Source organism: Streptomyces sp. MK37H (assembly GCF_018035285.1).
In the GTDB taxonomy this organism is placed as follows: Bacteria; Actinomycetota; Actinomycetes; order Streptomycetales; family Streptomycetaceae; genus Streptomyces; species Streptomyces endocoffeicus.
The window spans coordinates 14,219-27,457 of record NZ_JAAAYH010000025.1; the positions used below are offsets into that span (position 1 = coordinate 14,219).

Annotated in this window: 9 protein-coding genes; 6 read left to right on the forward strand and 3 right to left on the reverse strand. The window is 69.4% G+C overall.

Going from position 1 to position 13,239, the window contains the following annotated elements:
• Positions 1 to 30: 30 nt before the first annotated feature.
• The 3 genes from GWI24_RS06330 to metH form a co-directional block, all read right to left on the reverse strand.
• Positions 31 to 1,629 carry an ABC transporter substrate-binding protein gene (locus tag GWI24_RS06330; protein ID WP_210944914.1) on the reverse strand — a complete coding sequence of 533 codons (1,599 nt, stop codon included), beginning with the start codon at positions 1,627 to 1,629 and terminating at the stop codon, positions 31 to 33.
• A 338-nt stretch (positions 1,630 to 1,967) separates the two neighbouring features.
• The gene (locus tag GWI24_RS06335; RefSeq protein WP_210944915.1) at positions 1,968 to 2,669 is read right to left on the reverse strand and encodes an HAD family phosphatase; all 702 of its coding nucleotides are present in this window, start codon (positions 2,667 to 2,669) and stop codon (positions 1,968 to 1,970) included.
• Positions 2,670 to 2,827: 158 nt separating this feature from the next.
• Positions 2,828 to 6,331, reverse strand: a complete 3,504-nt coding sequence (metH, locus tag GWI24_RS06340) for a methionine synthase (RefSeq protein WP_210944916.1) — start codon at positions 6,329 to 6,331, stop codon at positions 2,828 to 2,830.
• Between the two features lie 237 nt (positions 6,332 to 6,568).
• Here metH and GWI24_RS06345 point away from each other — a divergent pair, with 237 nt between their 5' ends.
• The 6 genes from GWI24_RS06345 (at position 6,569) to GWI24_RS06370 (ending at position 13,214) form a co-directional block, all read left to right on the forward strand.
• The gene (locus tag GWI24_RS06345) at positions 6,569 to 7,333 is read left to right on the forward strand and encodes an IclR family transcriptional regulator (RefSeq protein ID WP_210944917.1); all 765 of its coding nucleotides are present in this window, start codon (positions 6,569 to 6,571) and stop codon (positions 7,331 to 7,333) included.
• Between the two features lie 275 nt (positions 7,334 to 7,608).
• Positions 7,609 to 8,406, forward strand: coding sequence for an MIP/aquaporin family protein (locus GWI24_RS06350; protein ID WP_210944918.1), 798 nt, complete (start codon positions 7,609 to 7,611; stop codon positions 8,404 to 8,406).
• A gap of 33 nt (positions 8,407 to 8,439) precedes the next feature.
• Complete coding sequence (glpK, locus tag GWI24_RS06355; RefSeq protein WP_210944919.1) at positions 8,440 to 9,987, forward strand: glycerol kinase GlpK; 1,548 nt, start codon at positions 8,440 to 8,442, stop codon at positions 9,985 to 9,987.
• Between the two features lie 3 nt (positions 9,988 to 9,990).
• Positions 9,991 to 11,604 carry a glycerol-3-phosphate dehydrogenase/oxidase gene (locus tag GWI24_RS06360; protein ID WP_210944920.1) on the forward strand — a complete coding sequence of 538 codons (1,614 nt, stop codon included), beginning with the start codon at positions 9,991 to 9,993 and terminating at the stop codon, positions 11,602 to 11,604.
• A gap of 320 nt (positions 11,605 to 11,924) precedes the next feature.
• A complete protein-coding gene (locus GWI24_RS06365; RefSeq protein WP_210944921.1) occupies positions 11,925 to 12,395 on the forward strand; it encodes a hypothetical protein in 471 nt (156 codons plus the stop codon).
• A gap of 147 nt (positions 12,396 to 12,542) precedes the next feature.
• Complete coding sequence (locus GWI24_RS06370) at positions 12,543 to 13,214, forward strand: FadR/GntR family transcriptional regulator (RefSeq protein ID WP_044577825.1); 672 nt, start codon at positions 12,543 to 12,545, stop codon at positions 13,212 to 13,214.
• Positions 13,215 to 13,239: the final 25 nt, after the last annotated feature.

Consider the following 13,239-nt stretch of genomic DNA (forward strand, 5'->3'; position numbering starts at 1 on the left):
GTCTTCGTACCCGACCCCCGTAAGTCGTTGTCAGTCGCCCTTACCGAGCTCCCACAGCTGCAGCATGGTCGAGGAGTCGAAGGCGTACTCGGCGCCCGTCACATTCCCGCGGGCGGCCACGTACGTGTTGCCCTGCCACAGCGGAAGGTAGGGCACATCGCTGGCGACGGCGTTCTGGATGGACTGGTAGTCCTTGTCGGCGAGGCTGCGCTGGGCCTCCTGCCGGGTCTTGGGGATCAGCTCGTCCTGGATGGTGCGGTTGCGGTAGGGCGAGTTGAGGAAGTTGTCCTTGGTGAGGAACGGCGCGGTGTAGCTGTCGGGGTCCGGGAAGTCGGGGAGCCAGCCCATCCCGGAGGCGGAGAACTGGCGCTTGATGAGCGCGGGGCGGTAGTCCCGCCACGGGTAGCCCTTGATCGTGACGGAGAACAGTCCGCTGCCGTTGAGCTGCTTGCGCAGCTCCTTGAACTCCCCGGCCGTCTCCGGGCCGTAGTGGTCGGTGGTGTAGGTCAGGGTCAGCTTCACCGGGGTGTTGATACCGGCCTCGCTCAGCACGCGCCGGGCCTCATCGGGATCCGGGTCGCCGTACTCGTTGTGGAACGAGTTGATGTGCGAGGAGATGCTGGTGGGGATCATCGAGTAGAGGGGCTCGGCGGTCCGCTTGTACACATCGCGCACCAGCGCCTGGCGGTCCACGACATGGGCGATGGCCTGCCGGACCGCCTTGTTCTTCACCGCCGGGTCGGAGGTGTTGAAGACCAGGTAGCGGATGCCCTGGCCGGAGGACTCGAAGAGGCGGACGCCCTTGACCTCGCCCTTGTTGAGCTTGTCGATCTGCTCGGGCGAGAAGCCGCGGTGGACCACGTCGATGTCGCCCTTGACCAGCGCCTTCTCCATGGTCGACGCGGAGTCGTAGAACCGCATCTCCACCTTGTCGGCCTTCGGCTCGACATCGCCCTTGTAGCGGGAGTTCTTGGTGAAGACGACCTTCGTCAGCCGGTTGTCGCGTACCTCGGTCTTGGCGCTGTACGGGCCCGAACCGGTCATCTCGAAGCCGTCGCGCAGCGCGTCGGGCTTGTAGACCTCGCTGTCCAGGATCGCGGCGGCCGGGGTGGTGAGCTTCGACGGGAAGGTCGCGTCCGGCTGCGCGAGGTGGATGACGATCTCGCGGTCGCTGGGAGTTTCGATCTTGTCCACGTTGGACAGCAGGGACTTGGTGCCGTTGGGGTCGTCGATGCGCAGCACCCGCTCGAGGGAGAACTTGACGTCCTTCGAGGTGAGGTCGTGGCCGTTGGAGAACTTCAGGCCACTGCGCAGCGTGCAGCGGTACTGCTCGCTCTGTCTGTCCTGGAAGCCGCATTTCTCGGCCGCGTCGGGTATCGGCTCGGTTCCGGAGCGGGGCAGCCGCATCAGCGTCTGGAAGGCGTTGTGCAGCACGCTCCAGGACGCGAAGTCGTAGGCCAGGGCGGGATCCAGCGGCGCGGGCGCCGCCTTCGACGCCTCTATGCGGTCCGTGCTGCCCAGGACGAGCGTCTTGCCGTCCGAGCCCGAGCCGTCGGTACCACCGCACGCGGCGAGCGTGGAGATCAGGAGGCCGGCCACGGCCGGCAGCACCAGCGACTTGCGCGTCATTGTCGGGAGTCTCCCTGCCATCGATCAACTACTCGCGACGAGATTAGTCCGCGGCGCCGGTGATACTCAGACACAACGAAGTTGAGGCGATATCACGTCCCGATAACGAGCGATCATCGACCGATATCCGGACGTGGCCGCGATTCGTACGCCATGCGACCAATCCGGACACAAGGGCTCACCCAAAACGCACCAGACGGGACGCGCGACAGCCAACCATCGCACCCGTCCACGGCATATGCAGTGATAAACATCACGTTCCGTTGTCGCCAACGGAACGTGAAAAGTCCGCCCGCGCTATTCAGTTTGCAATTTACAGGAATACGCTCGGTGCGCGATCAGTGCACCGTCGTGACCAGAGTGCGCAGGAAATCGAGATCGACTTCTTCGAGCGAGCCGATGACCGTACGCCCCGTCGCGGGCTCGATCGGCACCACGGACGGCACCGCGACCACCCGGCACCCGGCCGCCTCCGCGGCCCGTACGCCCGTGTCGGTGTCCTCGATGACCACGCACCGCCCCGGCTCCGCGGCCAGCCCGGCCGCGGCGAACAGATAGGGGTCCGGATGCGGCTTGGTCCGCTCGACCTCGTCGCCCGCGACCGTCAGGGCGAAGTGCTCCGGGCCGAGCGAGCGCAGGACGCGGTCCATCACCCGCCGGTGGGAGGCGGAGACCAGGGCGGTGGGGATGCCGTGCGCGGCCAGCTCGATGAGCAGCCGGCGGGCGCCGGGCAGCATCGGCACACTGCCGTCGATCAGCTCGGTGAAACGGCTGTTGAGCAGGCCGGTGAGCTCGGCGAGGGCGATCTCGGCGCCGGTGGCCTCGATCAGGAACTGGGCGCTGCGCGACATCGGACCGCCCACCACGACCTGGCGGTACTCCTCGGCGAGGGCGTGCCCGAGCTCGGCGAAGATGGAGACCTCCGCGTCCCACCAGATGCCCTCGGTGTCGACCAGGGTGCCGTCCATGTCGAGCAGAACGGCTTGTAGAGCCGAGCCTTCGGCCGTACGGGTATCGACGGCGGGGATGCTGCTGGTCATCCAAACACCTCCGGATAAGGGGCACGAAGGCCGGCCCCCTTCCGCTGACGGGAAGGCGACCGGCCTCTACCGGATCGACCAGTCTACGTCGCGCCGCGCCGACGCGCCCGTTGGGCACCGAAGGCGGTCACAGAGGCCGCCGAATGGCTACCGCGCGTCTACCGCGCGTTGAAGTACTTCGCCTCCGGGTGGTGGATCACGATGGCGTCCGTGGACTGCTCGGGGTGGAGCTGGAACTCCTCCGAGAGCTTCACCCCGATCCGCTCCGGCCCCAGCAGATCGGCGATCTTCGCGCGGTCCTCCAGGTCGGGGCAGGCGCCATAGCCCAGCGAGAAGCGCGCGCCGCGGTACTTCAGCGCGAACATGTCCGCCATCTCGCTCGGGTCCTCACCGGAGAAGCCCAGCTCGGCGCGGACCCGGGCGTGCCAGTACTCGGCCAGCGCCTCCGCGAGCTGGACGGACAGGCCGTGCAGCTCCAGATAGTCGCGGTAGGAGTCGGCGGCGAACAGCTCGCCGGTGGCCTCGCCGATCTTCGAGCCGACGGTCACCACCTGGAGGCCGACGACATCGGTCTCGCCGGACTCCTCGGGCCGGAAGAAGTCGGCCAGACACAGCCGGCGGCCGCGGCGCTGACGCGGGAAGGTGAAGCGGGTCCGCTCGCTGCCGTCCTCGTTCAGCAGGACCAGGTCGTCGCCCTTGGAGACGCAGGGGAAGTAGCCGTAGACGACGGCCGCCTCGAGCAGGTTCTCGGTGTGCAGCCGGTCCAGCCAGCCGCGCAGCCGCGGGCGCCCCTCGGACTCGACCAGCTCCGCGTAGCTCGGCCCGTCGCCCGTACGGGCCTCCTTGAGCCCCCACTGGCCCTTGAACAGCGCGCCCTCGTCCAGCCAGGAGGCGTAGTCGACCTGCTGGATGCCCTTGACGACGCGAGTGCCCCAGAAGGGCGGGGTGGGCACCGGGTTGTCGGTGGCGACGTCGGAACGCGCGGGGCCCTCCGGCTCCGGGTCGCTCGGCGCCGTGTCCCGCTTGGGCACCCGGCGCTGCTTGAGGGCGGGCAGCTCCGCGCCGGGTACGCCGCGCTTGACGGCGATCAGGGCGTCCATGAGCCGCAGCCCCTCGAAGGCGTCGCGGGCGTAGCGCACCTCGCCCTCGTAGATCTCGTGCAGATCCTGCTCGACATAGGCCCGGGTGAGCGCGGCGCCGCCGAGGATGACGGGGAACCGGGCGGCCAGCTTGCGCTGGTTGAGCTCCTCCAGGTTCTCCTTCATGATCACCGTGGACTTCACCAGCAGCCCGGACATGCCGATCACATCGGCGCCGTGCTCCTCGGCGGCCTCCAGGATCGCGGAGACCGGCTGCTTGATGCCCAGGTTGACCACGTTGTAGCCGTTGTTGGACAGGATGATGTCCACGAGGTTCTTACCGATGTCATGGACGTCGCCGCGGACGGTGGCGAGCACGATGGTGCCCTTGCCCTCGTCGTCCGACTTCTCCATGTGCGGCTCCAGATGGGCGACCGCGGTCTTCATGACCTCGGCGGACTGGAGGACGAACGGCAGCTGCATCTGTCCGGAGCCGAACAGCTCGCCGACCACCTTCATGCCGTCCAGCAGCGTCTCGTTGACGATGTCGAGGGCGGGGCGCTCCTGGAGGGCCTCGTCGAGGTCGGCCTCCAGGCCGTTGCGCTCGCCGTCGATGATGCGGTGCTTGAGGCGCTCCTCCAGGGGCAGCGCGGCCAGCTCCTCGGCCTTGCCCGCCTTGAGGGACTTGGCGGTGGCGCCCTCGAAGAGCCCCATCAGCTTCTGCAGCGGGTCATAGCCCTCGGCGCGGCGGTCGTAGATCAGGTCCAGGGCGGTCTGGACCTGCTCCTCCTCGAACCGGGCGATCGGCAGGATCTTGGAGGCGTGCACGATGGCCGAGTCCAGGCCCGCCTTGACGCACTCGTCGAGGAAGACGGAGTTGAGCACGATGCGGGCGGCCGGGTTGAGGCCGAAGGAGATGTTGGACAGGCCCAGCGTGGTCTGGACGTCCGGGTGGCGGCGCTTGAGCTCGCGGATCGCCTCGATGGTGGCGATGCCGTCCTTACGGGACTCCTCCTGGCCGGTGCAGATGGTGAAGGTCAGGGTGTCGATGAGGATGTCCGACTCGTGGATGCCCCAGTTGCCGGTCAGGTCGGCGATCAGCCGCTCGGCGATCTCCACCTTCTTCTCCGGCGTACGGGCCTGGCCCTCCTCGTCGATGGTCAGCGCGATGAGGGCGGCGCCGTGCTCCTGGGCCAGCCGGGTGACCTTGGCGAACCGCGACTCGGGCCCGTCCCCGTCCTCGTAGTTGACGGAGTTGATGACCGCGCGTCCGCCGAGCTTCTCCAGCCCGGCCTGGATGACGTCGACCTCGGTGGAGTCCAGGACGATGGGGAGAGTGGAGGCGGTGGCGAACCGCCCGGCCAGCTCCTCCATGTCCGCGACGCCGTCCCGGCCGACGTAGTCCACGCACAGGTCGAGCAGATGGGCGCCCTCGCGGATCTGCTCGCGGGCCATCTCCACGCAGTCGTCCCAGCGGGCCTCCAGCATGGCCTCGCGGAACTTCTTGGAGCCGTTGGCGTTGGTGCGCTCGCCGATCGCCAGGTACGAGGTGTCCTGGCGGAACGGCACGGTCTGGTAGAGCGAGGCGGCGCCGGGCTCGGGGCGCGGGGTGCGCTCGGTGGGGGTCAGCTCGCGGACCCGCTCGACGACCTGGCGCAGATGCTCGGGCGTGGTGCCGCAGCAGCCGCCGACCAGGGAGAGCCCGTATTCGCGGACGAAGGTCTCCTGGGCGTCGGCCAGCTCGCCGGGGGTGAGGGGGTAGTGGGCGCCGTCCTTGCCCAGCACCGGGAGGCCGGCGTTGGGCATGCAGGACAGCGGGATCCGGGAGTGGCGGGCGAGATGGCGCAGGTGCTCGCTCATCTCGGCGGGGCCGGTGGCGCAGTTGAGGCCGATCATGTCGATGCCGAGCGGCTCGAGGGCGGTGAGCGCCGCGCCGATCTCGGAGCCGAGCAGCATGGTGCCGGTGGTCTCGACGGTGACCGAGCAGATCACCGGGAGGTTGGCGCCGGTGGCGTCGAGGGCGCGGCGGGCGCCGATGATCGAGGCCTTGGTCTGCAGCAGGTCCTGGGTGGTCTCCACCAGGAGGGCGTCCGCGCCGCCGGCGATCATGCCTTCGGCGTTGGCCTGGTAGGCGTCGCGGAGGGTGGTGTACGGGGCGTGGCCGAGGGTGGGCAGCTTGGTGCCGGGGCCCATGGAGCCCAGCACCCAGCGCTGGCGTCCGTCGGCGCCGAACTCGTCGGCGACCTCACGGGCGATCCGGGCGCCGGCCTCGGAGAGCTCGTGGACGCGGTGGGGGATGTCGTACTCACCGAGCGCCGCGTGGTTGGCGCCGAAGGTGTTGGTCTCGACGCAGTCCACGCCGACGGCGTAGTACGCCTCGTGGACCGAGCGGACGATGTCCGGGCGGGTGATGTTGAGGATCTCGTTGCAGCCCTCGAGCTGCTGGAAGTCGTCGAGACTGGGCTCCTGCGCCTGGAGCATCGTCCCCATCGCGCCGTCGGCGACCACCACGCGGGTGGCCAGCGCTTCGCGGAGCGCGTCGGCTCGGGCGGCGGATGTGGGCGATGGCGTATGAGAGGCCATGGATGTGCTCCCTGGAGTGCGACGGCTGTCGGCTTTGCGCCCTCCCCTGGGGACGGCGCACCACGCCAGGGTAGCTGCCAGTGGTCATTTCACGATGGTCGTTCCATCAGCCGGGATGGGCACGGCCGATCGGCCCCGGCGAATCCGCTGATCGCCGACACACAGCCGCCAGGTACCACCCAGTCGGCATGGACCGATAGTGTTCAGCATTGTCGAACCGCAGTCAGGAGGTTGGCGATGGCCCGGAACATCCAGTCGTTGGAGCGCGCCGCCGCGATGCTACGCCTGCTCGCCGGTGGTGAGCGACGTCTGGGACTGTCCGACATCGCCTCCACCCTGGGGCTGGCCAAGGGCACCGCGCACGGCATATTGCGCACCCTCCAGCAGGAGGGCTTCGTGGAGCAGGACGAGGCGTCCGGCCGCTACCAGCTCGGCGCGGAGCTGCTGCGCCTGGGCAACAGCTATCTGGACGTGCACGAGCTGCGCTCCCGCGCCCTGGTGTGGACCGACGACCTGGCCCGTTCCAGCGGCGAGAGCGTGTACCTGGGCGTGCTGCACCAGCAGGGCGTGCTGATCGTCCACCATGTCTTCCGGCCGGACGACAGCCGCCAGGTGCTGGAGGTCGGCGCGATGCACCCGCTGCACTCCACGGCCCTGGGCAAGGTGCTCTCCGCCTACGACCCGGTCGCGCACAGCGAGGTGACCGAGGTCGACCGTAAGGCGTTCACGCCCCGCACGGTGACCGGGGAGCGCGAGTTCGAGGGCGTGCTGGACCTGACCCGGGCGCGCGGCTGGGGTTGCGACGTGGAGGAGACCTGGGAGGGCGTGGCGTCCGTCGCGGCCCCCATCCACGACCGGCGCCGGCTGCCCGTGGGCGCGGTGGGGATAACGGGCGCGGTCGAGCGGGTGTGCGAGGACGGGGAGCTGCGCTCGGAGCTCGTGGCCGCCGTACGGGACTGCGCGCGCGCCGTCTCCCGGGACCTGGGTGCCCTGCGTTTCTGAATCGTGGCAACGCGTGCGGATCTGCCCCCATGTCCCCGCATGACCTGCTTCATCACGGTTTCACATACGTACGATTTTTCCTTCACACGACCCTTGACGGGGTCTTCGGCGTGAAGAAAACTGCCGTTCATCGGTCGGCATTGTCGAACACCTGACGACAATATTCGCTATGGTGGACTCGCCGCGGGCCGACCAACGCCCTCCCACGAGGGCGCGGACCACCGGAGAGACCCGGGGGTTCGCCTTCCCCTGGACGAAGGACAAAGGAGTCGCGGGTGTCCAGCTCCGACATCTTCATCGGCGAGACCATCGGTACCGCCGTTCTCATTCTGCTCGGCTGCGGTGTCGTCGCCGGCGTTGTCTTGAAGCAATCCAAGGCGTTCGAGGCCGGGTGGGTCGCCATCACCCTCGGGTGGGGCTTCGCCGTGCTCACCGGCGCCTATATCTCCGCACCGCTCTCGGGGGCACATCTCAACCCGGCGGTGACGATCGGCCTCGCCATCGAGGGCGGCGTCGAGTGGAGCAAGGTGCCCATCTACTTCCTCGGGCAGATGCTCGGCGCGGTGATCGGCGCCTCGCTGGTGTGGCTCGCCTACCTCGGCCACTTCCACGCCCATCTCACCGACCGCGAGATCGTCGGCGGCCCGGGCGCCCAGGACACGGCGGCGGCGGACCGGCAGCAGCAGGCCACCGGCGCCGGCCCGGTGCTGGGCGTCTTCTCCACCGGCCCGGAGATCCGGAACGTCGGTCAGAACCTCGCCACCGAGATCATCGCCACGGCCGTGCTGGTGCTCGCCATCCTCACCCAGGGGCTCAACGGCGACGGCAAGGGCCTCGGAGTCATCGGCGTCATGATCACCGCCTTCGTGGTGGTCGGCATCGGCCTCTCGCTCGGCGGCCCGACCGGTTACGCCATCAACCCGGCGCGTGACCTCGGCCCCCGGATCGCCCACGCCCTCCTGCCGCTGCCCAACAAGGGCGGCTCGGACTGGGGCTATGCCTGGATCCCCGTAGTCGGCCCGCTCATCGGCGGCGCCATCGCCGGCGGGATCTACGAGATCGCCTTCGCCTAGTCCACCCCACCACTCGCAGGAGAGCAGCAGATCATGACCGACACCCACACCACCAGCGCCTCGTCCCACGGCCAGGGACCGTTCATCGCGGCCATCGACCAGGGCACCACCTCCAGCCGCTGCATCGTCTTCGACCGCGACGGCCGCATCGTCTCGGTCGACCAGAAGGAGCACGAGCAGATCTTCCCCAAGCCCGGCTGGGTGGAGCACAACGCCACCGAGATCTGGGAGAACGTCAAGGAGGTGGTCGCCGGCGCCATCGCCAAGGCCGAGATCACCGCCGTCGACGTCAAGGCGATCGGCATCACCAATCAGCGCGAGACCACCCTGCTGTGGGACCGGAAGACCGGTGAGCCGGTGCACAACGCCATCGTCTGGCAGGACACCCGCACCGACGCCCTCTGTCGCGAGCTCGGGCGCAACGTCGGCCAGGACCGCTTCCGCCGCGAGACCGGCCTCCCGCTGGCCTCCTACTTCGCCGGTCCCAAGATCCGCTGGCTGCTCGACAACGTCGAGGGGCTGCGCGAGCGGGCCGAGGCGGGCGACATCCTCTTCGGCACCATGGACTCCTGGGTCATCTGGAACCTGACCGGCGGGGTCAACGGCGGCGTGCACGTCACCGACGTCACCAACGCCTCCCGCACCCTCCTGATGAACCTGCACACCCTGGACTGGGACGAGAAGATCCTGACCTCGATGGACATCCCGGCCGCCGTGCTGCCGCGGATACGCTCCTCCGCCGAGATCTACGGGCACACGGCCGAGGGCGTCCTGGCGGGCGTGCCGGTGGCCTCCGCGCTCGGCGACCAGCAGGCGGCCCTGTTCGGCCAGACCTGCTACTCCGAGGGCGAGGCCAAGTCCACCTACGGCACCGGCACCTTCCTGCTGATGAACACCGGCGAGAAGCCGGTCAACTCCTACAACGGGCTGCTGACCACCGTCGGCTACCGGATCGGCGACGAGAAGCCGGTCTACGCCCTGGAGGGCTCGATCGCGGTCACCGGTTCGCTGGTGCAGTGGATGCGGGACCAGATGGGCCTGATCAACAGCGCCGCCGAGATCGAGACCCTCGCGAGCTCGGTCGAGGACAACGGCGGCGCGTACTTCGTGCCCGCCTTCTCGGGCCTGTTCGCCCCGTACTGGCGGTCCGACGCGCGCGGTGTGATCGCGGGCCTGACCCGCTACGTCACCAAGGCGCACATCGCCCGCGCCGTGCTCGAGGCCACCGCCTGGCAGACCCGCGAGATCGTCGACGCGATGACCAAGGACTCCGGGGTCGAGCTCACCTCGCTCAAGGTCGACGGCGGTATGACCTCCAACAACCTCCTGATGCAGACCCTCTCGGACGCCCTGGACGCACCCGTGGTGCGCCCGATGGTCGCCGAGACCACCTGCCTCGGCGCCGCCTACGCCGCCGGTCTCGCCGTCGGCTTCTGGCCGGACACCGACGCCCTGCGCGCGAACTGGCGTCGGGCGGCCGAATGGACCCCCCGAATGGACGCGGACGTCCGCGACCGCGAGTACAAGAGCTGGCTCAAGGCCGTGCAGCGGACCATGGGCTGGATCGAAGACGAGGAGTAATCAATGACCACCCTGCAGAGCGTTCCGTCCTCCCTCGGAACGCACCCGGCTGCCGGTTCGAACCCGAGCCGAGCCGAAACCCGGGAACAGCTCTCCAAGGCGACGTACGACCTCCTGGTGATCGGCGGCGGCATCCTGGGCATCACCACTGCCTGGCACGCCGCGCAGTCCGGGCTGCGGGTGGCGATGGTGGACGCCGGTGACTTCGCCGGCGCCACCTCCTCGGCCTCCTCCAAGCTGCTCCACGGCGGCCTGCGCTACCTCCAGACGGGCGCGGTCAAGCTGGTCGCCGAGAACCACTTCGAGCGGCGCGCGGTCTCCCGTACCGTCGCCCCGCACCTGTCCAACCCCCTCACCTTCTACCTGCCGGTCTACAAGGGCGGTCCGCACGGCGCGGCCAAGCTGGGCGCGGGCGTCTTCGCCTACTCGGCGCTCTCCGCCTTCCGTGACGGCGTGGGCCATGTGATCGGCGCCGAGCGGGCCGCGCGCGACGTCCCCGAGCTGCGCACCGAGGGCCTCAAGGCGGTCGCGGTCTACGGCGACGGCCAGATGAACGACAGCCGCATGGCCCTGATGACGGTCCGGGCGGCCGCGGAGGCGGGCGCCACCGTCCTCAACCACGCCGAGGTCATCGGCCTGCGCAAGAACGACGGCCGGGTCGCAGGCGCCGAGCTCAAGGACCGCACCGACGGCACCGAGTTCGGGGTCAGCGCCCGTCTGGTGCTCAACGCCACCGGCCCCTGGGTGGACCATCTGCGCCGGATGGAGGACCCGAACGCGGCGCCGTCGATCCGGCTGTCCAAGGGCGCGCACCTGGTCCTCAAGCGCACCTCCCCCTGGCGGGCGGCGCTGGCCACCCCGATCGACAAGTACCGCATCACCTTCGCCCTCCCCTGGGAGGACATGCTGCTGCTGGGCACCACGGACGAGGAGTTCGAGGGCGACCCGGCCGATGTCGCGGTCAACGAGGCGGACATCTCCCAGATCCTGGACGAGGCCGCCTTCTCCATCCGCGACCAGCAGCTCTCCCGCGACCTGATCACCTACTCTTTCGCGGGGCTGCGGGTGCTGCCCGGCGGCCCGGGCGACACCGCCAAGGCCAAGCGGGAGACCGTGGTCACCGAGGGCAAGGGCGGGATGCTCTCCATAGCCGGCGGCAAGTGGACCACCTTCCGCCACATCGGCCGCACCGTGATGCGGAAGCTGGCCGAGCTGCCGGGCCGTCCGCTCGCCGACGACATGGAGCCGGTCAAGCTGCTGCCCCGGCACATGCCGCTGCCGGGCCTGGCCAATCCGCACGCCGTCGAGCACCGGCTGCTGGTGGACGGCGGCACCCCCGGCCCGCGTATGGCCGCCGACACCGCCCGCCATCTGGCGACCCACTACGGCTCGCTCTCCTTCGACATCGCCCGGCTGGCCGGCGGCGACCCGGCGCTCGCGGAGCGGATCCACCCGGACGCCCCGGAGATCTGGGCACAGGTCGTCTACGCCCGGGACTACGAGTGGGCGCGCACGGCGGACGACGTCCTGCGCCGCCGCACCACCCTGACCATCCGCGGCCTGGACTCCGAGGACATCCGGAGCCGGGTCGAGGATCTGCTGGCCAAGCGACCCTGACCCCCGCGGGGCCGCCTTCCCAGGTCCGGGCGGCCGGGTGAGAGGAAACGTCTTCTCACCCGGCCGCCCGGACTGCTTATTGCCCCCAAACCGCCTTCGGTGCGCGGCAGCGGCCTTCTCGAGATCCTACGAACTCGCCTCGCATGGAGGGCAGTTGGCGGCCGATCCATCGCGAGCCGCGGACTTACTCGCGCGTTAAAAATCAGCTGAATCGCTCTTGCCTTCTTCAGCGGTGCGCGCATCAATGACATCGCCCGTGGATGACGGGCGGGAACCCCCCACACATCAGCCGCACTTCCCCCACTCCGGAAGGCAATCCCATGAGACGGATCAAGCTCGGGATCAGCACGGCAATGGGAACAGCAGCACTGGCCGCCGGCGCGCTGGCGCTGGCACCGACCGCGACCGCGGTCACCCCCACGACCGCCACCCTGACGGCCGACTGCGGGACGTACGGGTCGGGCCTGGCCAGCCTGACCGCCACGCAGAGCGGGACCTCCGCGACCATCACCCTGTCCTCGGGGGCGATCAAGGCCCCGATCGACGTTCCGGCGGGCTCGGTGAGCTCGACGCTGACGCTCTCGAATAGCGGCGGCGGAACCAAGACCTTCACCGGGAACTCCAACCCGGCGATCCCGACCGGCTCCGATGTGACCACCGGCCCGCTCAAGGGCACGGTGGCCGCGGGCGACGTCCTGGAGGCCAAGTCGCTCAAGCTGGTCATCTTCGGTCTGATCACGGTGAACTGCACCGCCACCTCGCCCCAGTCCCCGGGGCCGTTCACCTTCTGAGCCATCCGATGAACCGGCTCTGAGCCCCCCTTCGGGCCCTCCCGGCAGAAGGTCACACTGGACCGGCGGCGTCCCCGGCAGACGCCGCCGGTTCAAGCACGTCATAATGGACCTGATACATCGGATGTTTGGCCCGGGGAGGTCCACATGGCGGTCACCGACGAGGCGATCGAAAAAATCAAGGGCATGATCGTCTCGGGCGCGCTGCGCCCTGGTGACCGGCTCCCCAAGGAGAGTGAGCTGGCCGCCGATCTGGGGCTGTCGCGCAACTCGCTGCGGGAGGCCGTCCGGGCGCTGTCGCTGATCCGGATCCTCGACGTACGGCAGGGCGACGGCACCTATGTGACCAGCCTCGACCCCCAGCTGCTGCTGGAGGCGCTGAGCTTCGTCGTGGACTTCCACCGCGATGACACGGTGCTGGAGTTCCTGGCGGTGCGGCGGATCCTGGAGCCCGCGGCCACGGCGCTGGCCTCCACCCGGATCAGCGACGCCGAGCTGGACCGGCTCCAGGAGCAGCTGGACGCGCTCGGGCAGGAGCCGTCGGTGGAGGAGCTGGTCGCCTGCGATCTGGAGTTCCACCGCGGCATCGTCCAGTCCTCCGGCAATTCGGTGCTCTGCTCGCTGCTCGACGGGCTCTCCGGGCCCACCACCCGGGCCCGGGTGTGGCGCGGGCTGACGCAGGAGGACGCGGTCAGCCGCACCCTCCATGAGCACCGGGCGATCCTGGCCGCCCTGCGGGACCGCGACGCGGAGGCGGCGCGGTCCTGGGCGACGGTGCACATCGCGAGCGTGGAGCAGTGGCTGCGCTCCACGCTGTGAGACCACCGGGGCTCCGCCCCGGCCC